A 24,527-nucleotide genomic window follows, 5' to 3' on the forward strand; every position below is an offset into this window, starting at 1 on the left:
ACCGAGCGGGGCATCATCGGTGACATGGAGATGGACTTCGAGCGGTGTTACCGGGCCGTGGACAGCCGTGACCAGCGGTTCGACGGCTGGTTCTACACCGGCGTGACGTCCACCGGCATCTACTGCCGGCCGTCCTGTCCGGCGATCACGCCGAAGCGGAAGAACGTCCGGTTCTTCCCGTCCGCCGCCGCGGCGCAGGGTGCCGGACTGCGCGCCTGCCGCCGCTGCCGGCCCGACGCCGCGCCCGGCTCGCCGCAGTGGGACATCCGCGCCGACGTGGTCGGCCGGGCGATGCGGTTGATCGCGGACGGGGTGATCGACCGGGACGGCGTACCGGGGTTGGCCTCCCGTCTGGGCTACACCGAACGGCACCTGCACCGGATGCTGAGCGCCGAGATGGGTGCCGGGCCGCTGGCGCTGGCCCGGGCGCAGCGGGCACAGACCGCCCGGATCCTGATCGAGACGACCGACCTCGGGATGGCCGAGATCGCGTTCGCCGCGGGCTTCGGCAGCGTGCGGCAGTTCAACGACACGCTCCGCGAGGTGTACGCGAGCGCCCCGTCCGACCTGCGCACGGCCCGTGGGCGCCAGCAGGCGGCGGTCGGGGCGGGGACCATCGCGCTCCGGCTGGCGTACCGCCCGCCGCTGCACGCCCGGGCGCTGCTGGACTTCCTCACGGTGCGGGCGCTGCCCGGCGTGGAGGAGGTCCGCGACGGGACGTACCACCGGGGTCTGCGGTTGCCACACGGCACCGGCGAGGTGGCCCTGACCCCGGCGGACGGGCACGTGGCGGCGACGCTGCGGCTGACCGACCTGCGCGACCTGGCACCCGCTGTGGCCCGCTGTCGCCGGCTGCTCGACCTGGACGCGGACCCGGCGGCGATCGACGGCACGCTCGCGGCGGACCCGGCGCTGGCACCGGCGGTCGCCGCCGAGCCCGGCATCCGGGTGCCCCGCGCGGTGGACGGCTTCGAAATGGCCGTCCGCGCCGTAGTCGGCCAACAGATCTCGGTAACCGCAGCCCAAAAAACCCTGACCCGCCTCCTGGCCGCCCATGACCCGGTTGATCATGAGGTTGACGAGGCCGATGGAGATCGAACTCCAGGCCAACCCCATGATCAACGGGGCGACGGGGGGCGGGGCGGAGCGGCGGGGGCCCGCGGGTTGCGGGGGTTTTTGAGCGCGGACGAGCTGCTGCGCGTGCCGGACTCCGGGTTCGGGATGCCCGTGGGGCGGCGGGAGACCTTGCGCGGGCTGGCGCGGGCCGTCACCGACGGGACGGTCGACCTGGCGCCGGGGGTGGATCGGGAGGAAGCCGTGCAGCGGCTGCTCGCCCTGCCCGGCATCGGCCCATGGACGGCCAACTACCTGGCCATGCGCGCCTTCGGCGACCCCGACATCCTGCTCAGCACCGACCTCGCGGTCCGGCGCGGCGCCGCCGCGCTCGGCCTGCCCGACAACCAACAAACCCTCGACGGGTACGCCGACCGTTGGCGTCCCTGGCGGTCCTACGCCACGATCAGACTCTGGAGAGCGGCATGAGCATCGACAGCACCGTCCTGAGCACACCGACCGGCCCGCTGAGCATCCTCATCGGCCCGGACGGCGACGTACGGGCGGCCGGCTTCACCCCGGACCCGGCGGCGCTGCTGCCCCTGGTCCACCCCACCCTGCGGGCGCCACTGCGACAGCTGGCCGACCTCGGCCCGGTGAGCACGGCAGTTCGGTCCTACCTGGACGGCGACCTCGCCGCCATCGACGCGGTGCCGGTCCGTCAGCTCTCCGGCGGAGAGTTCATGGCGCACGCCTGGCAGGTGCTGCGTGAGGTGCCGCCGGGCACCCCGGTCACCTACACCGGGTACGCGGCACTGGCCGGCCGGCCCCCGGCGGTGCGGGCCGCCGCAGCCGCCTGCGCCCGCAACGCGGCGGCACTGTTCGTGCCCTGCCACCGGGTGCTCCGCACCGACGGGACGCTCGGCGGTTACCGCTGGGGGCTGGACGTGAAGAAGTGGCTTCTCGGTCATGAGCGGCGCTTGACGGCAAGCTGACAGAGGCATCGACACCTGTTAGACGCTACCGTCTGGTAGTGCCTGTGGAGAGCGACGGCGACCCGGCCGCCCGGGCCGCCGCGGGCAGCCACCCCGCGCACAACCTCTGGCGGCTGCGCCCCTACCTGCGCCCGTACGCCGCCGAGTTCGCCTGGTTGCTCCTCGCGGGGCTCGCCGGCACGGCGGCCGGGATCGCCGTACCGCTGGTCGTGCAGCGGGTGGTGGACGGGCCGGTGGCCCGCCACGAACCTGCCGGGCTGCTCCAGCTCGGGGGCCTGGCGTTGCTGCTCGGCGTGGTCGAGGCGGTGCTCATCTTCATCCGCCGGTGGGTGCAGTCCTCCTCGGCGGTGGGCATGGAGGCGGCGCTACGCGCCGACGTCTACGCCCACCTGCAACGGTTGCCGACGAGCTTTCACGACCGCTGGCAGTCCGGGCAGTTGCTCTCCCGGATCACCAGCGACCTGTCGGTGATCCGCCGGTTCCTCTCCTTCGGCGTGTTCTTCCTGGTGCTCAACCTGACCACCTACGTGGTCGTGGTGGTGCTGCTGATCAACCTGCACGCGGCACTCGGGGTGCTGGTGGCGGCCAGCGCGGTGCCGCTGCTGCTGATCAGCCGCCGGTTCGGGCGGCACTACCACGCCGCGTCCCGGCGGATGCAGGACCAGCAGGGCGACGTGGCGACCCTGGTCGAGGAGACCGCGCAGGGCCTGCGCACCATGAAGGCGTACGGCCGGGGGCCCGAACTGGCCGCCCGCTTCGCCGGTGGGGCTCGGAGGCTGCACGACACGGGCGTCGGCAAGGGTCGGCTGCTGGCCAACACCTCGGCGTTGCTCGACCTGGTGCCGAACGTGACCCTGGGCGTGGTGCTGGTGGCCGGGGCGGCCGCCGCCGCGGGAGGCGCACTCACCATCGGCGAGTTGGTCGCGTTCGTCAGCCTCCAACTGATGCTCATCTGGCCGGTGCAGTCGCTCGGTTGGATCATCGCCAACGGCCAGGAGGCCGCCACCGCCGCCGACCGGATCCAGGAGGTGCTGGACACCCCACCCCGGATCGTGGACTCCCCCGGCGCGCTCGCGCTCCCCCGCGACGCGGTCCGCGGGCGGCTCCGCTTCGAGCGCGTCGCGTTCAGCTACCCGGGTGCCGCCGCACCGGTGCTGCACGAGATCGACCTGACCATCGAGCCGGGTGAGACGCTGGCCCTGGTCGGGGCCACCGGCTCCGGCAAGAGCACACTGCTGTCCCTGGTGCCCCGGCTGCACGACGTCACCGCCGGTCGGATCACCCTGGACGGGCACGACCTGCGCGAGCTGCGGCTGGCATCGCTGCGCCGGCTGGTCGGGGTGGCGTTCGAGGAACCCACGCTGTTCTCCATGTCGGTCCGGGAGAACCTCACCCTGGGTCACCCGGACGCCGGCGACGACGACGTACGCGCCGCTCTCGCGCTGGCTCAGGCCGAATTCGCGTACGACCTGCCGTGGGGGTTGGCCACCCGCGTGGGTGAGCAGGGGCTGTCCCTCTCCGGCGGGCAACGGCAGCGGCTCGCGTTGGCGCGCGCCGTGCTCGGCCGACCGCCGGTGCTGGTGTTGGACGACCCGCTGTCCGCGCTCGACGTGCACACCGAGGCGCTGGTCGAGGCGGCGCTGCGCCGGGTCCTGCGCGACAGCACCGCGCTGCTGGTCGTGCACCGGCCGTCGACGATCGCGCTGGCCGACCGGGTGGCGTTGCTCCAGGACGGCCGGATCACCGCGACCGGCCGGCACTCCGAGCTGCTCGCCACCATGCCGGCCTACCGGGCACTGCTCGCCGCCGAACCGCCACCCAGGACCGGCGAGCCGCCCGCCGGGCATCCACCGCCGTCCGGCGCCACCGGGTCCAGCCCTTCCGCTTCGGACGGCTGGGGGCTGGTGCACTCGTGACCGTCCCGAAGCAGGCCGACCCACCGCCCGAGGAGGAGCCCGAACTCACCCGCTGGCGCGGAACCGCCACCGACCCGGAGGCCGACCGGAGCCGGGCCGAGGACACCACGCCCGAGGCGGTGTCCCGGCTGCGCCGGCTCAGCCGGGTCCTGCTGGCCGACCTGCTGCGCCCGCACCGGGGACGACTCGCCGTCGCGGTCGGCCTCCTGCTGGCCCAGAACGCCGCAGCGATGGCCGGCCCGTACCTGGTCATGATCGGCATCGACCGGGCCATCCCGCCGCTGCGGGCCGGCGACCCCGGCCCGCTGGTCGCCGTCGCCGGGGCGTTCGCGGCCTCCTCGGTGACCGAGTACGCGGCCCGTCGCGGGTTCCTCACCCTCTCCGCGCGCATCGGCCAGGCCGTCCTGCTGGACCTGCGGCAGCAGGTGTTCGGGCACTTCCTGCGGCTGTCGGTGGGCTTCCACGAGCGGTACACCTCCGGCCGGATGGTCTCCCGGCTCACCAGTGACCTGGACTCGATCGCCGAGCTGGTCGACGGCGGGATCGACAGCCTGGTGCTGGCCGGGCTGTCCATCCTGTCGGTGGCCGCCATCCTGCTCTGGCTGGACCTGCCGCTGGCCGCCGTGACGCTGCTCGCCTTTCCGTTCCTGTTCTGGCTCTCCCGCTGGTTCGCCCGGTCCTCGGCCAGCGCCTACCGGCGGACCCGGGACGCTGTCGCGCTGGTCATCGTGCACTTCGTCGAGTCGATGCGGGGCATCCGGGCGGTGCAGGCGTTCCGCCGTGAGCCGCGCAACCAACGGATCTTCGTGGCGCTCGGCGACGACTACCGACGCACCAGCCTGCACGCGTTCCGGCTGATCGCCACGTACTCGCCCGCGATCAAGCTGATCGGCAACGTCACAGTGGCGGTGGTGCTCTGCTACGGCGGTTGGCGGGTGCTCGGCGGGCAGACCGAGGTCGGCGTGCTCGCCGCGTTCCTGCTCTACCTGCGCCGCTTCTTCGAGCCGATGCAGGAGCTGAGCCAGTTCTACAACTCGCTCCAGTCGGCCACCGCGGCTCTGGAGAAGCTGGCCGGGGTGCTCGACGAACGACCGGCCGTCGCCGAGCCGGCCCGACCCACCCCGCTGCCGACCGGCCCCGGTCGCGGTGAGCTGACCTTCCGGGCGGTGTCCTTCGGCTACCGCCCGGACACCCCGATCCTCGCCGAGCTGGAGCTGACCGTGCCGGCCGGGCAGACCGTGGCGCTGATCGGGCCGACCGGCGCGGGCAAGTCGACCATCGCCAAGCTGGTCGCCCGGTTCCACGACCCGGACACCGGCACGGTACGGCTGGACGGCGTCGACCTGCGCGACGTGCGCGACGCCGACCTGCGCCGGGCGGTGGTGCTGGTGACTCAGGAGAACCACCTGTTCAGTGGGACCGTCGCGGAGAACATCCGGTTCGGTAGCCCGGGCGCGGACGACGCCGAGGTCCAGGCCGCGGCGCGGGCGATCGGTGCGCACAGCTTCATCGCCGCACTGCCCGAGGGGTACGCCACCCAGGTGCACCGGCGCGGCGGCCGACTCTCCGCCGGGCAGCGGCAGCTCGTCGCGTTCGCCCGGGCGTTCCTGGCCGACCCGGCAGTGCTGATCCTGGACGAGGCGACGTCGTCGCTGGACGTGCCGACCGAGCGGCTGGTGCAGCGGGCCCTCGGCACCATCCTGCGCGACCGCACCGCCCTGGTGATCGCGCACCGACTCTCCACCGTGGAAACCGCCGACCGGGTGCTGGTCCTCGACGACGGCAAAGTCGTCGAGGACGGCCCGCCCGCCGTCCTGGCCGAGGCCGGTGGCCGGTACGCGGCCCTGCACCGGCAGTGGCGCGACTCGCTGATCTAGCTTCGGTGAATGCCCCGGTCACCGGTGTGTTCGGCGGCAACTACGTCGCCCGGCACCGGACAGGTGCCTACGATCGCAGGATGACCGAAACGGCGAGGACGGCCCGCGCCGGCGTTCCCGAGCGTCCGACCCTGGACGGGCTCGAGGAAAGCTGGGCACGCCGCTGGCAGGAGGAGGGCACGTACGCGTTCGACCGCTCGAAGACGGAGCGCAAGGACGTGTACGCCATCGACACCCCTCCGCCGACCGTATCGGGCGAGTTGCACATGGGGCACGTCTTCTCGTACACGCACACCGACACCGTCGCGCGCTACCAGCGGATGCGCGGCAAGGCCGTCTTCTACCCGATGGGCTGGGACGACAACGGGCTGCCCACCGAGCGGCGCGTGCAGAACGTGTACGGGGTGCGCTGCGATCCGGCGCTGGCGTACGACCCGGTGTGGCGGCCACCGGCGTCCCCGGTCGACGACGCGGCCCGCCGTGACCCCACCCCGATCTCCCGACGCAACTTCATCGAGCTGTGCGAACGACTGACGGTCACCGACGAGCAGGTGTTCGAGGCGTTGTGGCGGCGGCTCGGGCTCTCGGTGGACTGGTCGTTGACCTACACGACGATCGGCCGGGTCGCCCGGGCCACCAGTCAGCGGGCCTTCGTGCGCAACCTGCTGCGGGGCGAGGCGTACCAGTCGGAGGCACCGACGCTCTGGGACGTCGGCTTCGCCACCGCGGTCGCCCAGGCGGAGTTGGAGGACCGGGAGCGCCCTGGCGCGTACCACCGGCTGCGGTTCGCCACGCCCGATGGGCGTGAGGTGCTCATCGACACCACCCGACCCGAGCTGCTGCCGGCCTGTGTGGCGCTGGTCTGTCACCCCGACGACGAGCGGTACGCCGACCTGGTGGGCGGCACGGTGCGCAGCCCGTTGTTCGCCGTCGAGGTGCCGGTGTATGCCCACCCACTCGCCGACCCCGCCAAGGGCACCGGCGTCGCGATGGTCTGCACGTTCGGTGATCTGACCGACGTGACCTGGTGGCGTGAGCTGCGATTGGACACCCGGGTGGTGATCGGGCGGGACGGCCGGCTGCTGCCCGATCCGCCGGCCGGGGTGCCGGCCCAGCCGTACGCGGCGCTGGCCGGGCAGACCGTCAACGGCGCCCGCCGGGAGATCGTCGGGATGCTGGCCGACGCGGGTGACCTGATCGGTGAGCCGCGCCCGATCACCCACCCGGTCAAGTTCTACGAACGCGGCGACCGGCCACTGGAGATCGTCTCGACTCGACAGTGGTATCTGCGCAACGGCGGCCGGGATGCCGAGCTGCGGGCGACGCTGCTGGCCCGGGGCGAGGAGCTGCACTGGGTGCCGGCGCACATGAAGCACCGCTACGACAACTGGGTGGGTGGCCTGACCGGTGACTGGCTGGTCAGTCGCCAGCGCTTCTTCGGGGTGCCGGTGCCGGTCTGGTACCGGCTCGACGACACTGGCGAGCCGGACTGGTCCCACCCTCTCACGCCGGACGAGTCCGCGCTGCCGGTCGATCCATCCAGTGATCCGGCGCCCGGCTACGACGAGTCGCAGCGCGGCCGTCCGGGTGGCTTCATCGGCGACCCGGACGTGTTGGACACCTGGGCCACCTCGTCGTTGACCCCGCAGATCGTCGGCGGCTGGGAGACCGACCCGGACCTGTTCGCCACGGTCTTCCCGATGGACCTCCGCCCCCAGGGGCAGGAGATCATCCGGACCTGGCTCTTCGACACCGTGGTTCGCTCGCACTTCGAGCACGGGGTGCTGCCCTGGCGGGACACCGTGCTCTCCGGCTGGATCCTCGACCCGGACCACAAGAAGATGGCCAAGTCCAAGGGCAACGTGGTCACCCCGCTGGCGCTGTTGGAGCAGCACGGCTCCGACGCGGTGCGCTACTGGGCGGCCAGCGGCAAGCCCGGCATGGACCTGGCCTTCGACCCGGCGCAGATCAAGATCGGTCGGCGGCTGGCCACCAAGCTGCTCAACGCGTCCAAGTTCGCGCTCGGGCTGGGTGCGGCGGACGCCTTACGCGCGCCGGCGACCGCTGCACTGGACCGGGCCATGCTCGCCGAGCTGGCCACCGTGGTCACCGCCGCGAGCACCGCCTTCGACTCGTACGACCACACGGCGGCGTTGCAGGCCACCGAGGCGTTCTTCTGGCGGTTCTGCGACGACTACATCGAGCTGGTCAAGGAACGTGCCTACGGCACCGGCGCGGGGGCCGACTCGGCGCGGGCGGGGCTGGCCTCGGCACTGTCGGTGCAGCTGCGACTGTTCGCCCCGTTCCTGCCGTACGTGACCGAGGAGGTCTGGTCGTGGTGGCGGTACGGCTCGGTGCACCGTGCGCCGTGGCCCACCACGTACGAGGTGGCCCGGACGATCGAGGGGTCGGGTGACCCGGCGCTGCTGCGGCTCGCCGGCGACGCGTTGAGCCAGGTGCGACGGGCCAAGTCGGAGCGGAAGCTGTCGATGAGGGCGGAGGTGCCGCTGGCCGAGGCGCTCGGCCCGGCGGCGCTCCTGGAACAGCTCACCCTGGTCGCCGACGACCTGCGGGCAGCCGGCCGGATCGCCAAACTCGACCTGCTCCCCGACCGCACCCCGGAGCTCGTCATCGCCTGCGCCTTCTGACCCGTGTCCGCCGCCGCCCACCCCCCCCGGGGGCGGCGGCGGACCGGTGTCACCAACCGCGCAGGAAGCGCAGCCCGAGCAGGAACGCGACCACCGCGGGCCCCACCAGCAGGGTGATCGCCTGGAGGCGGTACGGCATCCGGTGCCGGGTCAGCTCCCCCGCGTTGCCCAGCACGATGGCCCCGGCCAGCATCAGGAACGCACCCCACCAGCCGGTATCCAGGTCGATCAGGTCCACCCGGATCAGTTGCAGGGTCAGACCGAGCAGGGCACCGGTCAGCGCGAGCAGGGCCACCGCCCGGTGCAGGCCACGGGCCAGCGGGTGGGCCGCCCGCCAGTAGTAGGTGCCGGCGACCGCCAGACAGGGCAGCACCACCAGCAGCGGCCAACCCCGCCCCATCACGCCGAACATCAGCAGCGCGCCCACCGCGAACACCAGGGTGCCGATGCAGGCGAGCATGTAACCGGCGAAGGCCCGGCCACCACCACGGGCCAGCAACGGCCCGCCGCTGGCCGCGATCAGGGCGGCCGGGATCAGGATGAACACGGCCCACCAGTGGAACTGGCCGGTGCCCTGAGCGGCCGTGGCGACCGTGGCGCAGGCCAACCCGGCGACGGCCAGGCTGGTCAGCCATGGCCGGCTGCTCCGGGAGTACGGCTCAGCCAACGACGTCTGCTCCGCTTCGACGCTCACGCCCATCAGCCTGGCCCGAGGTGGCCTGACCGGTCCATCCGGCCAGCCCTACCGCCAGGCGGGGGCTGGCCGGAACAGCGCTTGGCACCGGTGTCAGCTCGTCTCGCCGGCCACGCTGAACGAGCGCAGACGGTCGATGGCCAGCACGGTGAAACCGATGCTGACCAGAGCGGTCATCACCGACGCCACCGGCACCGACACGGTGGTCTCCAGCAGCCCGGTGGGGGCGATCCGGTCAGCGAGGGCGATCACGTACTGCTGGATGGAGAGCACCTTGGTGCCGCTGACGAAGTTGCCCAGCAGCCCCTCCCAGATCAGCACGTAGACCAGGCCGAGCAGCACCGGCCGCCTGGTGACCAGGCTGAGCGCGAGGAAGAACGCCGAGTACGCCAGCGCGCCGAGCGCCGCCGCGACGGCCAACGCCAGTCCGAGGCGTACCGAAGCGGCCAGCACGCCCGCGACGTAGAGCGGCACCGCGACGGTCACCGCGGTGATCCCGGCGGCCACCGCGAGTTTCGGCAGCACGATCTGCCACCGCGGGAGCGGTTTGGTCAGGATGTGCACCACAGTGCCGTCGTCGATCTCGGCGCCCAGCACCCCGGTACCGATGATCAGCGCAACCACCGGCAGCACCACGGCCAGACCGAGGCCGACCAGCACCGGAGGCCCCCACTCGCCCGGGTCCACCCCCAGCGACCGGCAGAGCACGGCGAGCCCGAGCAGCACCAACGGCAACGGAAGCAGCAGCAGGAACCGACGCCGGCCGAACAGCCCGCGTGCGGTGATCCAGGTAATGGTCGACATGTCAGGCCTCCACCAGGTAGGAGAAGACGCTCTCCAGAGACTCGTCGGACGGCACCAGCTGGCGCACCCGGATGCCTTGCTTGAGCGCGATCCGGGGTAGCGCCCGGGTGAAGGCGCCGTAGTCACCGGCGCGCACGGTCAGGCCCGTCGGGTCCAACTCGACTCCGCTGACCGACGGCTCGGCGATCAGCGCGACGGCCAGCGCCCTGTCGTTCGTCGACCGCACCGCGAACACGTGCGGGCGGTTGGTCATCAACCGGCGGATGGTCCGGAAGTCGCCGGAGGCCGCCAACCGCCCGGCCACCATCACCTGCACCGTCCCGGAGACCTGCTCGACCTCCTCCAGGATGTGCGAGCTGAACAGGATCGTCCGGCCGGCGTCGCCCAGGCTGTGCAGCAGCTCCATCATGTGCAGCCGCTGGCGCGGGTCCATCCCGTTGAACGGCTCGTCGAGCAACAGCACCTGCGGGTCGTGCACCATCGCGGCGGCCACCCGGGCCCGCTGCCGCATGCCCTTGGAGTACGTGCCGATCCGGCGGTCCTGCGCCGACTCCAGCTCCACCAGGTCGATCGCCCGCCGGGCCGCCGCCGCCGGGTCGGGCAGCCGGTGCAGCTTCGCGCTGGCATGCACGAACTCGTACGCGGTGAGGAAGCCCTGCACCGCCTCCCGTTCACTGACCAGCCCCAGCCGCCGGTAGACGTCGGGGTTTCGCCAGGTCGGCTCGTCGTCGAGGGTGACCGTGCCGCGTGACGGGGCGAGGAACCCGGCCATCATGTGCAGCAGGGTGGTCTTGCCGGCGCCGTTCGGGCCGAGCAGCCCCGTCACGCCCGGCCCCAGGGCCATGCTGATGTCGTTGACCGCGACCACGTTGCCGTACCACCGGGACACCCCGGTCAGGCTCAGCGTGCTCATCAGGAGGCGACCTTCCGGTAGCGAGCCAGCAGGAGGGCGGTCGCGCCGGCGACCAACAGCACTGCGGCCAGGGCGTAGACCGGGCCGAACCCGCCGATCATCATCTCGCCCGGATCGCCCTCGACCAGCAGGTCACCCAGCGACCAGATGCCCACCCCCTGCACCAGCGTGGAGGGCGAGGCGAGCCCGGCCAGCTCGTTGGCGGCGCGCGACGGCAGGATGCTCAGCACCCCGACGATCGGGGTGGTCATCAGGAAGACCGCCACCACCCCGCCGGCGGCGAAGGCACGCTTGCCGGTCAGCGAGGCGACCAGCAGCCCGACCGAGGCGAAGACCACCGCCCACAGCCCGGCGTAGAGCAACCCGGGCAGCAGGTCGAGCAGCTCGTTCCACACCCCGCGCATGCCCTGCTTGGTGGTGAAGGCGGCGCCCAGGAACATCAGCAGCTGTGGCCCGCCGAGCAGCAGCCAGAGGGCGGTGACCAACGCCAGCAGCTTGGCCAGCGCGTAGTCGGCGCGCGGCAGCGGCCGGGAGAAGTACAGCGGCAGCACACCGCTGCGCAGGTCCCGGGAGACCAGCTCCGGAGCGACGACCGCGACGAAGAAGATGACAAGCCAGCTCATCGCGTCGGCGAATTGGGCGTACGTGGCGACCGGCTCGCCGATCTGGCTGCGGATCGCGGCCAGGGCCACCGCGACCAGGGAGACGATGCCGACCACCAGCCACGGGAAGATCTTGGCCTTGGCGCTGCGCCCGAACCCGAACGCGGTGCGCAGCCCGTGCAGGTAGAGGGCGCCGAAGACCTGGCGGCGGCCCAGCCTCGGGCCCTCGTAGCGCTGATAGCCGATGTCGTGGATGACGCCTGTCGGCGCGGGGCGCACGGCGGCTGCGGTCGGCTCAGGCATGGGAGAGCTCCCTCGTGGCGAAGAGTTCGGCCACCCGGTGCCGGCGCTGGTCCAGTCGGTGCAGTGGCAGGTCCAGTTCGGCGACCGCGCCGAGGATCAGGTCGTAGGTGCCGTCGTCGGCGAGTGGCACGAGGAGCAGTCGCCCGTCGCGCGCCACCGGCAGTTTGAGCTCGGCGAGCCGGGCGGCGAGCTCCTCGGTGCCCTCGCTGACCTCGACGGCGAGCACGTCGGTGGCCGAGGTCATCGCGGAGATGTGGTCGGCGCGCAGCAGTTTGCCGCCGTCGATGGCGATCAGCGTGTCGCAGATCCGCTCCACCTCGCCGAGCAGGTGCGAGCAGACCAGCACGGAGATGCCGAACTCGGTGCCGATCCGGTGCACCAGGGCCAGCATGGCGTCGCGGCCGGCCGGGTCCAGGCCGTTGGTCGGCTCGTCGAGCAGCAGCAGGTCGGGGTCGTGCACCAGTGCCTGGGCCAGCTTGACCCGCTGCTTCATGCCGGTCGAGTAGCCACCGACCGGGCGGTAGCGCTCCTCATAGAGCCCCACGTGCCGCAGCGCCTCCGAGGCCCGCTCGCGAGCCGCGGTGCGGGGCAGGCCGCTCATCCGGCCAAGATGGGTGACCAGTTCGGCGGCGGACAGGTCCGGTGGGAGGCAGTCGTGCTCCGGCATGTAGCCGACCCGGTTGCGGACAGCCGCCGGGTCTGCGGTCGGGTCGATGCCGAGCACCGAGACCTGACCGCTGGTTGGTGCGATCAGGCCGAGCAGAATCTTGATCAAGGTGGATTTACCGGCGCCGTTCGCGCCCACCAGGCCGATGATCCCGGGCTCGACGGCGACGGTGAGGTCGGCGAGCGCGGTGACCCGACCTCCGTACGTCTTGGTGAGCGACTGGGTCGCGATCAGTGTCACGGTGCCCAGCGTAGGGAGTGCGGGCCTGCCTCCGGCACCGGCGCGCCCCCGGCGCTTCCCTGATCCTTGGCGTAGCGGACCCCTAAGGTCCCCTGCCCTGCTGCTGGGGAGGTTTTTCCGCAGTCCGGCGCCCGGCGCCACCCCGCCTCGGAAAAAGCCCATCGGGGGTGGGACGATTCACGTTCCGTTCAACGGGCAGTAATCGGGCAGGCGACGGTCGTTGGTGACGGCCATGGTGGGCGTGTCGACGGGTTCGCGGCCCGGCTGCGCGACGAGCGGAAGGTGTGCAGCCGGATGCGGTCGGTGGCGGGTTGGCGGATCCGGCGCTGCTTCAGCCCGTCGGGGTCGTGGAGTGGCGCCCTCGACCGATCGGCGGTCGGCTGCGAAACTGTGTGCCGGTCAGCGAGTGGGGGGTGTGGATGAGCAACGGCTGGGTGCTGCCCGACGAGGTGCTGCGGGACGCGCCGGCGTACACGCCGCGTCCGGGTGAGCTCGCGGATCTGGAGCTGCTGCTGACCGGTGCGTACGCCCCTCTGACCGGCTTCATGACCCGCGCTGACCTGGTCTCGGTGAGCCGACGCGGCCGGCTGGCCGACGGCGCGCCGTGGCAGGTCGCGGTGACCCTCCAGGTGCCGGCCGCCCTGGCCCAGAGTTTCGATCCGCGCGACCCGGCCCGTCGGGCGCTGGTGCTCACCGACGGGGAGGGCGCCCCGGCGGCTGCCCTGGACGTGGCGGACGTCTGGCCGGTCCGCGAGGGTGTGGCGGGGGTCGGTGGCCAGGTCCGGCGACTGGGCGACGGTGGTCACGGCCCGTTCCAACGGCTGCGCCGCAGCCCGGAGGAGGTCCGGGCGCTGCTGCCCCCGGGCCGGGTGCTCGGCGTCATCGCCGATCGGCCGCTGCATCGTCCGCAGCTCGCCCAGATCGCGCATGCCGCCCGCACGCTGGCCGCGCACCTGCTCGTGATGATCCCGGTCGGCGAGGGTGGCGTCGGCGGGCTCCCGCCGGAGGCGCTGGTACGCGCCGTCTTCGCCGCCCGCGACCGGATGCCGCCCGCCACCCTGGTCGCGGTGCCGTTGTCGCACCGGCAGGAGGAGATCAGCGACGCGCTGCTGCGCGCCCGGGTCTCCGCCTCGTACGGGGTCACCCACCTGCTCTCCACCGGCGAGATGCTCTCCGGCGCCGGGCTGCGGGTGCTGGTGCCGCGCGAGCTGGCGTACGACAACCGGGACGGGCAGTGGCGCTGGCGGGAGGACATCCCACCGCGCAACCGCCGGCTCGCGCTGACGCAGCAGGAGATCGACGACCTGCTCGACCGCGGTTTCCCGTTGCCGGAGTGGCACACCCCGCCGGCCGTGGCGAGGGAGCTGGCCCGGGCCCGGCCGCCGCGCCGGCACCGGGGGCTGGTGGTCTTCATGACCGGCCTCTCCGGTTCCGGCAAGTCGACTATCGCCCGAGGGCTGGCGGACGCGTTGCGCGAGAGCGGCGACCGGACGGTGACCCTGCTCGACGGGGACGTGGTGCGCCGGGAACTCTCCGCCGGGCTGGGCTTCAGCAAGGCCGACCGGGATCTCAACGTCCGACGGATCGGCTGGGTGGCCGCCGAGGTCGCCCGGCACCACGGGGTGGGCATCTGCTGCCCGATCGCCCCGTACGCGGCTGCCCGCGCCACTGCCCGGGAGATGGCCCTGGCCGCCGGTGCGGGTTTCGTGCTGGTGCACGTGGCCACCCCGCTGGAGGTGTGCGAGCGGCGGGACCGTAAGGGCCTGTACGCGCGGGCGCGGGCGGGCCTGCTCACCGGGATGACCGGCATCGACGACCCGTACGAGGAGCCGACCGACGCCGACCTGGTGCTCGACACCACCGACCTGAGCGTCCCGGACGCGGTGCAGGCGGTGCTGCACCACCTGACCGAGACCGGCTGGGTGGAGCTGAAGATCGCCTCCGCCTGAGGCGTCGCCGCACCCCCGTTCCTTCCACCGTTGCCCGCTACGCGCTAGTGTTCATCTTTGTTGGAACACGTTTGACCGCGTGAGAGTACGGGGACCCCCGGGAGGCACGGCAATGCTCGCTCAGCAGCGGCAGGTGGCCATCCTGGAGCGGGTCCGGTCGACCGGCGGCGTCCGGGTGAGCGAGCTGGCCACCGAGTTCGGTGTCTCCGACATGACCATCCGCCGTGACCTCGAGGCGTTGCACGAGCGCGGCCTGCTGGCCAAGGTGCACGGCGGCGCCACCACAGCCGGACCGGGGTCGACCGACGAGCCGGGCTTCCACGCCAAGTCGGTCCGCCAACTGCCGGAGAAGGCCGCCATCGCGGACCGGGCCGCCCAACTCGTCCGACCGGGCGCGGCGGTCGCCCTCTCCGCCGGCACCACCACCGCCGAGCTGGCCCGGAGGTTGGTGGACGTGCCGGGCCTGACCGTGGTGACGAACTCGCTGCCGGTGGCCGAGATCCTGCACGCCGGAGGTCGACCGGACCAGACGGTGGTGCTCACCGGCGGCGTACGCACACCGTCGGACGCGCTGGTCGGTCCACTCGCGGTCGGTGCGGTCCGGTCGCTGCACCTGGATCTGCTCTTCCTGGGCGTGCACGGCATCACCGAGCGGGCCGGCTTCACCACCCCGAACCTCATGGAGGCGGAGACCGACCGGGCGCTCGTGGCCGCGGCGGACCGGTTGGTGGTGCTCGCCGACCACACCAAGTGGGGCACCGTGGGCATCTCCTCGATCGTCGAGCTGGCCGCCGCACACGTACTGGTCAGCGACGACCAGTTGCCTCCGCCCGCTCGACGGGTACTCGGCGAACACGTGGGCGAATTGATCATGGTAAAGGCAACAGGGGCGGGCCGCGCGACGCGCACGCCGACGAGTGAGGGGACGGCGCCGTGAAGCGCACCGCGATCGACCTGGCCGACGGCCGGGAGCTGATCTACTTCGACGAGCGCGACGACGCCGTCCGCGACCAGCCGGACCGCCGCGACCTGCCGCCGCCGCCTCCCGCGTCCCAACTGCGCTACGACCCGCTGACCGACGAGTGGGTGGCGGTCGCCGTGCACCGGCAGACCCGCATCTTCCTCCCGCCGGCGAACGAGTGCCCGCTCGACCCGTCGGTGGGCGACCGGCTGACCGAGATCCCCGCGCCCGACTACGACGTGGTGGTCTTCGAGAACCGGTTCCCGTCGCTGAGCGGCCGGGTGGCCGACGAGCCCGGGGAGATCACCCCGTTCACGTCGGTCCGGCCGGGCCTCGGGCGGTGCGAGGTGGTCTGCTTCACCTCGGACCACAACGCGTCCTTCGCCAGCCTGCCCCCGCGCCGGGTCCGCACCGTGCTGGACGCGCTCGCCGACCGCACCGAGGTGCTCGGTGAACTGCCCGGCGTGGAGCAGGTCTTCTGCTTCGAGAACCGGGGCGTCGAAATCGGCGTCACGCTGCACCACCCGCACGGGCAGATCTACGCGTACCCCTTCGTGACGCCGCGCACCCGCGCGCTGCTGGCCGCGGCCCGCCGGCACGCCGAGCGGACCGGCGGGGGCAACCTGTACGCGGACGTGCTGGCCGCCGAGCGCGCCACCGGCGACCGGGTGGTCACCGAGAACGAACACTGGACGGCGTTCGTCCCGGCGGCGGCCCGTTGGCCGTTCGAGGTGCACGTCGCGCCGCGCCGGGTGGTGCCGGACATCCCGGCGCTCAGCGACAGCGAGCGGGACGCCTTCGGGCCGCTCTACCTGGATCTGCTGCGCCGCTTCGACGGCCTGTTCGACATGCCGATGCCGTACATCTCGGCCTGGCACCAGGCGCCGGTGCGCATCGACCGGGAGTTCGGCCACCTGCACCTTCAGCTGTTCAGCATCCGGCGCGCCAAGGACAAGCTGAAGTATCTGGCGGGCTCCGAGTCCGGGATGGGTGTCTTCATCAACGACATTTCCCCGGAGCGCGCCGCCGAGTTGCTGCGCGCCGCCTGAGCCGCGCTGCTTTCCCGCCCTGCGGTGAGCGCTGCGAAACCCCGCGCTGAGCGCTGCGAAACAGGGCGCGGGGGGCCCGGGACAGGGCCCCCCGCAGGGAAGGGACGGCTGGCTGTGCACGGCACAGCCGGGAAGGCTGGCTGATCGGCGCACGGGTGCCGCGGGTCGACCGAGGTCAACCTTCCTGGACGCGACTGGCATCTCGTCCATCCTGGTCAACGAGGCGCGCCGACGGCGGTGACGACAACCGGCGCGTCAGCCCCGGACACGCCGAAGCCCGCCGGCTGAGACGCCGGCGGGCTCCGATGATGCGGTACGCCTGGATCAGGCGGCGATCTTGCGGGCGAGGTTCTCGTCGAGCGCGTTCATGAACTCGTCGGTGGTCAGCCACGGGGCGTCCCGCGAGATGAGCAGCGAGAGGTCCTTGGTCATCTGGCCGCCTTCGACGGTGTCGACGATGACCTGCTCCAGGGTGTTGGCGAACTCGGTGACCGCCGGCGTGCCGTCCAGCTTGCCCCGGTGGGCCAGGCCCCGGGTCCAGGCGTAGATGGACGCGATCGGGTTGGTCGACGTCTTCTCACCCTTCTGGTACTGCCGGTAGTGCCGGGTGACAGTGCCGTGGGCGGCCTCGGCCTCGACGGTACGACCGTCCGGGGAGAGCAGGACGGAGGTCATCAGACCCAGCGAGCCGAAGCCCTGCGCGACGGTGTCGGACTGCACGTCACCGTCGTAGTTCTTGCAGGCCCAGACGTAGCCGCCCTCCCACTTGAGCGCGGCGGCGACCATGTCGTCGATCAGCCGGTGCTCGTAGGTGATGCCGGCGGCGTCGAACTCGGCCTTGAACTCGGCCTCGAACACCTCGGCGAAGAGGTCCTTGAACCGACCGTCGTACGCCTTGAGGATGGTGTTCTTGGTCGACAGGTAGACCGGGTAGTTGCGGTCCAGCCCGTACCGGAACGACGCCCGGGCGAAGTCCCGGATCGACTCGTCGTAGTTGTACATGCCCATGGCGATGCCGCCGCCGGGGAAGTTGGCGACCTCCATCTCCATTGGCGCGCCACCGTCGGCGGGGGTGTAGGTGATGGTCACCGTGCCCGGGCCGGGGACGACGAAGTCGGTGGCCTTGTACTGGTCACCGTGGGCGTGCCGGCCGATGATGATCGGCTTGGTCCAGCCGGGGACCAGCCGCGGCACGTTGGACATGATGATCGGCTCACGGAAGACGACGCCGCCGAGGATGTTGCGGATGGTGCCGTTGGGCGACCGCCACATCTTCTTCAGGCCGAACTCCTCGACCCGGGCCTCGTCCGGGGTGATGGTCGCGCACTTGACGCCGACGCCGTGCTCCTTGATGGCGTTGGCGGCGTCGATCGTGACCTGGTCGTCGGTCTCGTCGCGGTGCTGGATCGACAGGTCGTAGTAGTGCAGGTCGACGTCGAGGTAGGGCAGGATCAGCTGCTCCCGGATCTGCTTCCAGATGATCCGGGTCATCTCGTCGCCGTCGAGTTCAACGACCGGGTTGTTTACCTTGATCTTCGCCATCGACCGGCGCTCCTCTCGGGGGACACGTGCTCAAGCAGTACGAGCGTACTGCAATTGGGCCGGCAGCCCCCAGCCGGCCTCGACCGACCGGTGGAAACCGGGCTGCGCGGAACAGGAATGCCCTGGAATCATCGCCCGATGCCACTGAACCGCATCCTTGGGTCTATCACGGTCACCGCACTCACCGACGGTGAGGGTGCCTTCTTCCAGCCCCGTGCGGAGGCGTTCCCGCAGGCCACGGCGGCGCACTGGGCGGAGGCCGACCGGCTCGACCCGGGCTCGGTGACCGCCGACGCGCAGTGGTGGCTGCCGTTCCGCAGCTTCGCGATCCGCTCCGGCGACGGGCCGGTCACCCTGGTCGACGCCGGGATCGGGCCGGTGGACGCGCCGGCCGCGAGCTGGACACCCGTGCCCGGCCGGATGCCCGCCGAGCTGGACGCGGCGGGCATCGACCCGGCCGACGTCGACACGGTCGTGCTGACCCATCTGCACAGCGACCACATCGGCTGGGCCGTCACCGGCACGCCGGGTCGGCCGTACTTCCCGAACGCCAGCTATCTGGTGCAACGCGCCGAGCTGGACGCGGCGGAGACGATCAACCCCGGGCTGCCGGCCGGCCTGATCGCACCCCTGCGCGCCGCCGGCCAGCTCCGGGTGGTCGACGGTGAGACCACTCTCACCCCGGCGGTACGCCTGCTGCCCACCCCCGGCCACACCCCGGGCCACCAGTCGGTGCTCCTGACCTCGGCCGACGAACGGATGCTGGTCACCGGCGACATGCTGGTGCACGCCGTGCAACTCGTCGACCCCGACCTGGCGTACGCCTACGAGGTGGACCCGGACCTGGCCCGCACCTCCCGGCGGGCCGCGCTCCGCGCCCACTCCCCCACCGTCCTGGCCACCCCCCACCTGGCCACCCCCTTCACCCAGTTCCCCGCCCCCAACCCACCCCACCGCACCCCCCGAGTTGGTTGATCATGAGGTTGACGGGGTTTTCGATCTCCATCACTGCCGCCAACCTCATGATCAACCGCAGATAGGGGGGTGGGACGGGGAAGGGCCCGCCGGTTGCCGGCGGGCCCTTCGGGTCGTTCTGGTTCGGGGAACTACATGCTGGAGATGTCACCCTGCTTGGCGCGGACGGCTTCGGCCGCCTCCAGGAGGCTGGCGCGCTCGTCGGCGTCCAGGTCGGTCTCGACGACCCGCTTGACGCCCTCGGCGCCGATCTCGGCCTCGACACCCAGGTAGACACCGGAGATGCCGTACTCGCCGTCGACCCAGGCGCAGACCGGCATGACCTCGCCCGAGTCCTCCGCGACGGCCTTCGCCATCCGGGCCGCGGCGGCGGACGGAGCGTAGTACGCCGAACCGGTCTTGAGCAGCGCGACCACCTCGGCGCCACCGTTGCGGGTCTTGACGACCAGCTCCTCGATCTGCTCGGCCGGCATCGCGTCACGCAACGGCTTGCCGTTGACGGTGCTCTTCGAGGGCACCGGGACCATGGTGTCGCCGTGCGAGCCCAGGGTCAGCGTGCGTACCGACGCCACCGGCACGTTCAGCGCCTCGGCGACGAAGTTGCTGAACCGGGCGGTGTCGAGCATGCCGGCCTGACCGAGCACCCGGTTCTTCGGGAACTGGGTGGCGAGCTGCGCCAGCGCGGTCATCTCGTCCAGCGGGTTGGAGACCACGATGACGACGGCGTTCGGGGCGTACTTGGCGACGTTCTCGGCGACCTGCCGAACGATCTTGGCGTTGGTCTCCAGCAGGTCCATCCGGCTCATGCCGGGCTTGCGCGGCAGACCGGCGGTGATCACGACGACGTCGGAGCCCTCGATCTGCTCGTAGCCCTCACCGTTGGGGCCGGTGGTGACACCGACCACCTTGGTCTCGAAGCCCTCGATGGCCCGGGACTGGTTGAGGTCGAGCGCGAGGCCCGCGGGCTTGCCCTCCACGATGTCGGTGATCACTACGGTGTCGAAGACGTCGTACTCGGCCAGGCGCTGTGCGGTGGTGGAGCCGTAGAAGCCAGCCCCGACGACAGTGACCTTCTTACCCATGGTCGTCCCACTCCCTGATACCAGTCGGTTTTCCGGACCGTATCAGTCATCCTGGCACCGATCAGGCCAGGGGCGGCGGCCATCGCCGGGATGGGGCGAACGTCACCGCCGTCCTGGTTCGGCGCCACCGGCGCGCGGGGTCAGCCGCGCTCGGCGCGCTCGACGACGTTGGTGAGCAGCATGGCCCGGGTCATCGGCCCCACACCGCCGGGCATGGGGACCAGGGCACCGGCCGTCTCGGCCACCTCCGGGTCGACGTCGCCGGTGTAGCGGCCCTTGCCGTCCGCGCCGATCACCCGCGTGATGCCGACGTCCACCACGACCGCACCGGGGTTGATCATGTCGGCGGTGAGCAGGCCCGGTACGCCGGCCGCGACGATGACGATGTCGGCGGCCCGGGTGTGCGAGGCGAGGTCGAGGGTGCCGGTGTGGCACAGGGTGACGGTGGCGTTCTCGGAGCGGCGGGTGAGCAGCAGGCCGAGCGGTCGGCCGACGGTGTTGCCCCGACCGACCACCGCGACGGTCGCGCCGCGCAGCGCCACGTCGTGCCGGCGGAGCAGCTCCACGATGCCGCGCGGGGTGCAGGGCAGCGGGCCGTCGTAGCCGAGGACGAGCCGGCCCAGGTTGACCGGGTGCAGGCCGTCGGCGTCCTTGTCCGGGTCGATCAGCTCCAGCACCCGCTGGGTGTCGAGATGGGCCGGCAAGGGCAGCTGGACGATGTAGCCGTGGCACGCCGGGTCGGCGTTCAGCTCGGCCACCACGTCGTCGACCTGCTGCTGGGTGGCGTCGGCCGGCAGCTCCCGGCGGATCGAGGCGATGCCCACCTCGGCGCAGTCGCGGTGCTTTCCGTTGACGTACGCCTGGCTGCCCGGGTCCGCCCCGACCAGCACCGTGCCCAGCCCGGGGGTGATGCCGCGTTCCGCGAGTGCCTTCACCCGAATCCGCAGCTCGTCCTTGATCTCCGCCGCGGTTGCCTTGCCGTCCAGAAGCGTCGCCGTCACGTCCAGATCGTCTCACGGCCACCGACCGCAGTTCAGACGGACCTCACCCGCGCGGCTCGTCGCCACCTCGGTCGCCACCGTCGAACATGACCGTAAGTAACGTGTTGCTCGTCACTCTCAGTCACCACTTGTTCATTCGGTCACCGTCGAATCAGACAGGCGGGTCGGGCACGACGGAGAGCGGATGCCGCCACCCGCAGAGTCCATCTTGCCTCAGACGGGCAGAGTCACCCCAACAAACGACAGGATTTTCGCAGGCTGATGAGGTTTACGGCGGTTTTCGCTAGCAGGTGGATCCGCCTCCGACAAGGGGACCACCCCCGGACCGTTACCCACCCGCAACCGGGTCGTTGTCGAAGGCCCGTCGCCGACCTACCGTTGCCGCTTGTTGCGCAGCGTAACCCAGCGTCGGGCCTGACTGCGCAGCGTGAGGAGATGAGGAGGCTCAATGCGAGTTCGTAGACTCGCCGCCTGGACCGCCCTCCCGCTCGCGGTGACGCTGGGCCTCGCGGCCTGCGGCAGCGGCGGAGACGGTGGATCCGGCGGCAACGGCAATTCGGCGGTCAGCATCCAGATCGGCGAGCCGAAGCACCTGGTTCCCACCAACACCACCGAGACGTCCGGCTCGCAGGTGATCGCCGGCCTGTTCAGCCCGCTCGTCGACTACGACGCCCAGAACAAGCCGTACGAGGTCGCAGCCCAGTCGGTGACCTCCTCGGACAACAAGGTCTGGACGATCAAGCTCAAGGACGGCTTCACCTTCCACAACGGTGAGAAGGTCACGTCCGAGGACTACATCAACGCCTGGAACTACGGCGCGTACGCCCCCAACGGTCAGGACAGCAACTACTTCTTCGAGAAGATCGCTGGTTACGACGACCTCCAGGGCAAGGCGCCGAAGGCCAAGGAGATGTCCGGCCTGAAGAAGGTCGACGACCTCACCTTCACCGTGACGCTCTCCGAGCCGTACATCGACTTCAAGACGGTGCTCGGCTACAACGCGTTCTACCCGATGCCGGACGCCGCGTTCTCGGCCCCGGGCGTGCTCAAGGACTCCTACGAGCAGGCGCCGATCGGGCAGGGCCCCTTCAAGATGAAGGGCACCTGGCAGCACGACAGCAAGATCGAGGTCGAGCGCTACGACGCGTACCCGGGTGAGAAGCCCAAGGTCAAGAACGTTGAGTTCCGGATCTACCAGCAGCTGACCGCGGCCTACGCGGACGTCCTGGCGGACAACCTGGACGTGCTGCCGACGATCCCGACCGAGAGCCTGAGCACCGCGCCGAGCGACCTGGGCGACCGGTACCAGACCAGCCCGATGTCGTCGTTCCAGTTCCTCGCGTTCCCGACGTTCGACAAGGACTACAGCAACCCGGACGTGCGTAAGGCCATCTCGATGGCGATCGACCGTGACGAGATCACCAAGTCGGTCTTCAAGGGCTCGCAGCAGTCGGCGCGCTCCTTCGTCTCGCCGGTCCTGCCGGGCTACCGGGAGAACACCGCGGGCAAGGCCGGCGAGTTCAACCCGACCGAGGCCAAGAAGCTCTACCAGGCCGCGGGTGGTCCGTCGAAGATCGTCATCTCGTACAACGGCGACGGCGGCCACAAGGACTGGGTTGACGCCACTGTCAACCAGCTCAAGGCCAACCTGGGCGTTGACGCCGTCGGCTCGGCCGAGCCGAAGTTCGCCGACCTGCTGACCAAGGTCGAGAAGAAGACGCCGGTGGGTGCGTTCCGGATGGGTTGGGTCATGGACTACCCGACCATGGAGGACTACCTCGGCCCGCTGTACAGCACGAACGGCTCGTCGAACTACTACGGGTACAGCAACCCGGAGTTCGACAAGCTGGTCAAGGAGGGTTCCGCCGCCAAGACGCAGGACGAGGCGATCGCCAAGTACCAGCAGGCGGAGGACATCCTGGCCAAGGACATGCCGGTGATCCCGCTCCGCTTCGGCGAGAACGTGTTCGGCCACTCGTCCAAGGTCAAGAACGTGCAGATGGACCTGTTCCAGCGGGTCAACCTCGTCAAGATCGAAGCGGCCAGCTGAGCTGACCACGGTGCGGGCCACCCGGGCGACGACGCCCGGGTGGCCCAAATCGCGCCACCGGAGCCGGGCCGCAGCAGCGGACCCGGCGTCGGTGGTGCCGGCTCCCCCGGGCCGGACGGCACGTCTCGGATATTTCGGGTACGACCAGAGATGCCGTCCTGCGACCCTTTCGCACATTTCCGGAGAGACTGCTAAGCATGTTCCGCTACATCTTGCGGCGCCTACTGCAGATGGTCCTGGCGTTCTTCGGGACCACCCTGATCGTCTACGCGCTGACATTCGCCGGACAGGGCGACCCGATCCAGGCGCTCGCCGGTGAGCGGCCGGTGACGCCAGCCCAACGGGCCTACCTGACCGAGAAGTACAACCTCGATCAGACGGGCGTCGGCGGCTTCTTCTACCGCTACTTCGACTACGTGAAGGACCTGCTCCAGGGCAACCTGGGCGAGTCGCTCACCGGTCGGAGCATCGGTGACATCCTCCAGCAGGCCTGGCCGGTCACCGTGCGGCTCGCGCTCATCGCGCTCGCCGTGGCGATCATCTTCGGAGTCAGCGCGGGCGTGATCGCCGGTATCCGCCGAGCCAGCATCTTCGACAACTCGACCCTGGTGCTGACCCTGCTGGTGCTGGGCATCCCGACGATCGTGCTGGCGCCGCTGGCGCAGTACTTCCTGGGCGTCAAGTGGCAGCTGTTCCCACCCACCGCCGGCTCGGACCCGACGTTCTACGCGCTCCTGCTGCCAGGCATCGTGCTCGGCTCGCTGTCGCTGGCCACCGCGCTGCGGCTCACCCGGGCCTCGGTGGCGGAGAACCTGCGCGCGGACTACGTCCGGACCGCCCGGTCCAAGGGCCTGGTCAAGCGCCGCATCGTCATCGTCCACGTGCTGCGCAACTCACTGATCCCGGTGGTCACCTTCCTCGGTGTGGAGCTGGGCAACCTGATGAGCGGCGCGATCATCACCGAGGGCGTCTTCAACATCCCCGGCGTCGGCTTCAACCTCTTCCGCGGCATCCGCACCGAGGACGGCCCCCTGGTGGTGGGCATCGTCAGCGTGCTCGTCGTGGTCTACCTGGTCTCGAACCTGGTGGTGGACGTCCTGTACGCCGTACTCGACCCGAGGATCCGCTATGAGTGAGCGCAGCGAACGAATGATCAACGCAGCGTGCTTGGGCTCTCATGCCGGGGCCGAGCGCAGCGAGGTGCAG

The 24,527-nt window shown here is 71.1% G+C and carries 19 protein-coding genes; 11 read left to right on the forward strand and 8 right to left on the reverse strand.

Annotated features, from left to right (window positions below):
- Positions 1 to 24 precede the first annotated feature (24 nt).
- The 5 genes from HNR22_RS15125 (at position 25) to valS (ending at position 8,489) form a co-directional block, all read left to right on the forward strand.
- Positions 25 to 1,542 carry a DNA-3-methyladenine glycosylase 2 family protein gene (locus tag HNR22_RS15125; protein WP_179780924.1) on the forward strand — a complete coding sequence of 506 codons (1,518 nt, stop codon included), beginning with the start codon at positions 25 to 27 and terminating at the stop codon, positions 1,540 to 1,542.
- Positions 1,539 to 2,048, forward strand: a complete 510-nt coding sequence (locus HNR22_RS15130; RefSeq protein WP_179780925.1) for a methylated-DNA--[protein]-cysteine S-methyltransferase — start codon at positions 1,539 to 1,541, stop codon at positions 2,046 to 2,048. Before HNR22_RS15125 ends, HNR22_RS15130 begins: the two co-directional genes overlap by 4 nt.
- Positions 2,049 to 2,086: 38 nt before the next feature.
- On the forward strand, positions 2,087 to 3,964 hold the full coding sequence (locus HNR22_RS15135) for an ABC transporter transmembrane domain-containing protein (protein ID WP_179780926.1): 1,878 nt from the start codon (positions 2,087 to 2,089) through the stop codon (positions 3,962 to 3,964).
- On the forward strand, positions 3,961 to 5,841 hold the full coding sequence (locus HNR22_RS15140; protein WP_179780927.1) for an ABC transporter transmembrane domain-containing protein: 1,881 nt from the start codon (positions 3,961 to 3,963) through the stop codon (positions 5,839 to 5,841). The genes HNR22_RS15135 and HNR22_RS15140 overlap by 4 nt, the downstream gene beginning before the upstream one ends.
- An 80-nt stretch (positions 5,842 to 5,921) precedes the next feature.
- Positions 5,922 to 8,489 (forward strand): valine--tRNA ligase, encoded by a 2,568-nt coding sequence (valS, locus tag HNR22_RS15145; protein ID WP_179780928.1) that lies wholly within the window; start codon positions 5,922 to 5,924, stop codon positions 8,487 to 8,489.
- Positions 8,490 to 8,538: 49 nt separating this feature from the next.
- Here valS and HNR22_RS15150 read toward each other — a convergent pair whose 3' ends face one another.
- The 5 genes from HNR22_RS15150 to HNR22_RS15170 all read right to left on the reverse strand — a co-directional run bounded on the left by HNR22_RS15150 (position 8,539) and on the right by HNR22_RS15170 (position 12,712).
- Complete coding sequence (locus tag HNR22_RS15150) at positions 8,539 to 9,189, reverse strand: hypothetical protein (RefSeq protein ID WP_218906418.1); 651 nt, start codon at positions 9,187 to 9,189, stop codon at positions 8,539 to 8,541.
- Positions 9,190 to 9,276: 87 nt separating this feature from the next.
- Positions 9,277 to 9,987, reverse strand: coding sequence for an ABC transporter permease (locus HNR22_RS15155; protein WP_179780930.1), 711 nt, complete (start codon positions 9,985 to 9,987; stop codon positions 9,277 to 9,279).
- Between the two features lies 1 nt (position 9,988).
- Positions 9,989 to 10,900 carry an ABC transporter ATP-binding protein gene (locus HNR22_RS15160; protein WP_179780931.1) on the reverse strand — a complete coding sequence of 304 codons (912 nt, stop codon included), beginning with the start codon at positions 10,898 to 10,900 and terminating at the stop codon, positions 9,989 to 9,991.
- Complete coding sequence (locus HNR22_RS15165; RefSeq protein WP_179780932.1) at positions 10,900 to 11,805, reverse strand: ABC transporter permease; 906 nt, start codon at positions 11,803 to 11,805, stop codon at positions 10,900 to 10,902. The genes HNR22_RS15160 and HNR22_RS15165 overlap by 1 nt, the downstream gene beginning before the upstream one ends.
- A complete protein-coding gene (locus tag HNR22_RS15170) occupies positions 11,798 to 12,712 on the reverse strand; it encodes an ABC transporter ATP-binding protein (protein WP_088950126.1) in 915 nt (304 codons plus the stop codon). Before HNR22_RS15170 ends, HNR22_RS15165 begins: the two co-directional genes overlap by 8 nt.
- Positions 12,713 to 13,131: 419 nt before the next feature.
- Between HNR22_RS15170 and cysC the strand changes: the two genes are divergently transcribed.
- The 3 genes from cysC to galT all read left to right on the forward strand — a co-directional run bounded on the left by cysC (position 13,132) and on the right by galT (position 16,671).
- Positions 13,132 to 14,661 (forward strand): adenylyl-sulfate kinase, encoded by a 1,530-nt coding sequence (gene cysC / locus HNR22_RS15175; protein ID WP_179783567.1) that lies wholly within the window; start codon positions 13,132 to 13,134, stop codon positions 14,659 to 14,661.
- A 112-nt stretch (positions 14,662 to 14,773) separates the two neighbouring features.
- Positions 14,774 to 15,598 carry a DeoR/GlpR family DNA-binding transcription regulator gene (locus HNR22_RS15180; RefSeq protein ID WP_179780933.1) on the forward strand — a complete coding sequence of 275 codons (825 nt, stop codon included), beginning with the start codon at positions 14,774 to 14,776 and terminating at the stop codon, positions 15,596 to 15,598.
- Positions 15,595 to 16,671, forward strand: a complete 1,077-nt coding sequence (gene galT, locus HNR22_RS15185) for a galactose-1-phosphate uridylyltransferase (protein WP_179780934.1) — start codon at positions 15,595 to 15,597, stop codon at positions 16,669 to 16,671. Before HNR22_RS15180 ends, galT begins: the two co-directional genes overlap by 4 nt.
- Positions 16,672 to 16,995: 324 nt before the next feature.
- Here the strand turns inward: galT and HNR22_RS15190 are convergent, their stop codons facing one another.
- Positions 16,996 to 18,213, reverse strand: a complete 1,218-nt coding sequence (locus HNR22_RS15190; RefSeq protein ID WP_091406326.1) for an NADP-dependent isocitrate dehydrogenase — start codon at positions 18,211 to 18,213, stop codon at positions 16,996 to 16,998.
- Between the two features lie 138 nt (positions 18,214 to 18,351).
- On the opposite strand from HNR22_RS15190, the gene HNR22_RS15195 reads away from it, so the two are divergent.
- Positions 18,352 to 19,188, forward strand: coding sequence for an MBL fold metallo-hydrolase (locus HNR22_RS15195; protein ID WP_179780935.1), 837 nt, complete (start codon positions 18,352 to 18,354; stop codon positions 19,186 to 19,188).
- A 131-nt stretch (positions 19,189 to 19,319) separates the two neighbouring features.
- On the opposite strand, the gene HNR22_RS15200 is transcribed toward HNR22_RS15195, so the two are convergent.
- Positions 19,320 to 20,270, reverse strand: coding sequence for a malate dehydrogenase (locus tag HNR22_RS15200; protein ID WP_088950131.1), 951 nt, complete (start codon positions 20,268 to 20,270; stop codon positions 19,320 to 19,322).
- A gap of 140 nt (positions 20,271 to 20,410) precedes the next feature.
- Positions 20,411 to 21,271 (reverse strand): bifunctional methylenetetrahydrofolate dehydrogenase/methenyltetrahydrofolate cyclohydrolase, encoded by an 861-nt coding sequence (locus tag HNR22_RS15205; RefSeq protein WP_179780936.1) that lies wholly within the window; start codon positions 21,269 to 21,271, stop codon positions 20,411 to 20,413.
- A gap of 448 nt (positions 21,272 to 21,719) precedes the next feature.
- Between HNR22_RS15205 and HNR22_RS15210 the strand changes: the two genes are divergently transcribed.
- Both HNR22_RS15210 and HNR22_RS15215 read left to right on the forward strand, forming a co-directional pair.
- Positions 21,720 to 23,321, forward strand: coding sequence for a peptide ABC transporter substrate-binding protein (locus tag HNR22_RS15210; protein WP_179780937.1), 1,602 nt, complete (start codon positions 21,720 to 21,722; stop codon positions 23,319 to 23,321).
- Between the two features lie 197 nt (positions 23,322 to 23,518).
- Positions 23,519 to 24,457, forward strand: coding sequence for an ABC transporter permease (locus tag HNR22_RS15215; RefSeq protein WP_088950134.1), 939 nt, complete (start codon positions 23,519 to 23,521; stop codon positions 24,455 to 24,457).
- Positions 24,458 to 24,527: the final 70 nt, after the last annotated feature.

It is taken from the genome of Micromonospora jinlongensis, assembly GCF_013410645.1.
GTDB lineage: Bacteria > Actinomycetota > Actinomycetes > Mycobacteriales > Micromonosporaceae > Micromonospora > Micromonospora zamorensis.

Excerpts from the sequence above, each read along its gene's own strand:
- HNR22_RS15125 (WP_179780924.1), top strand. The coding sequence starts at position 25 with ATGGAGATGGACTTCGAGCGGTGTTACCGGGCCGTGGACAGCCGTGAC.
- HNR22_RS15215 (WP_088950134.1), top strand. The coding sequence starts at position 23,519 with ATGTTCCGCTACATCTTGCGGCGCCTACTGCAGATGGTCCTGGCGTTC.
- cysC (WP_179783567.1), top strand. The coding sequence starts at position 13,132 with ATGAGCAACGGCTGGGTGCTGCCCGACGAGGTGCTGCGGGACGCGCCG.
- valS (WP_179780928.1), top strand. The coding sequence starts at position 5,922 with ATGACCGAAACGGCGAGGACGGCCCGCGCCGGCGTTCCCGAGCGTCCG.
- HNR22_RS15190 (WP_091406326.1), bottom strand. The coding sequence starts at position 18,213 with ATGGCGAAGATCAAGGTAAACAACCCGGTCGTTGAACTCGACGGCGAC.
- HNR22_RS15150 (WP_218906418.1), bottom strand. The coding sequence starts at position 9,189 with ATGGGCGTGAGCGTCGAAGCGGAGCAGACGTCGTTGGCTGAGCCGTAC.
- HNR22_RS15130 (WP_179780925.1), top strand. The coding sequence starts at position 1,539 with ATGAGCATCGACAGCACCGTCCTGAGCACACCGACCGGCCCGCTGAGC.
- HNR22_RS15200 (WP_088950131.1), bottom strand. The coding sequence starts at position 20,270 with ATGGGTAAGAAGGTCACTGTCGTCGGGGCTGGCTTCTACGGCTCCACC.
- HNR22_RS15165 (WP_179780932.1), bottom strand. The coding sequence starts at position 11,805 with ATGCCTGAGCCGACCGCAGCCGCCGTGCGCCCCGCGCCGACAGGCGTC.
- HNR22_RS15210 (WP_179780937.1), top strand. The coding sequence starts at position 21,720 with ATGCGAGTTCGTAGACTCGCCGCCTGGACCGCCCTCCCGCTCGCGGTG.
- HNR22_RS15195 (WP_179780935.1), top strand. The coding sequence starts at position 18,352 with ATGCCACTGAACCGCATCCTTGGGTCTATCACGGTCACCGCACTCACC.
- HNR22_RS15180 (WP_179780933.1), top strand. The coding sequence starts at position 14,774 with ATGCTCGCTCAGCAGCGGCAGGTGGCCATCCTGGAGCGGGTCCGGTCG.
- HNR22_RS15155 (WP_179780930.1), bottom strand. The coding sequence starts at position 9,987 with ATGTCGACCATTACCTGGATCACCGCACGCGGGCTGTTCGGCCGGCGT.
- HNR22_RS15160 (WP_179780931.1), bottom strand. The coding sequence starts at position 10,900 with ATGAGCACGCTGAGCCTGACCGGGGTGTCCCGGTGGTACGGCAACGTG.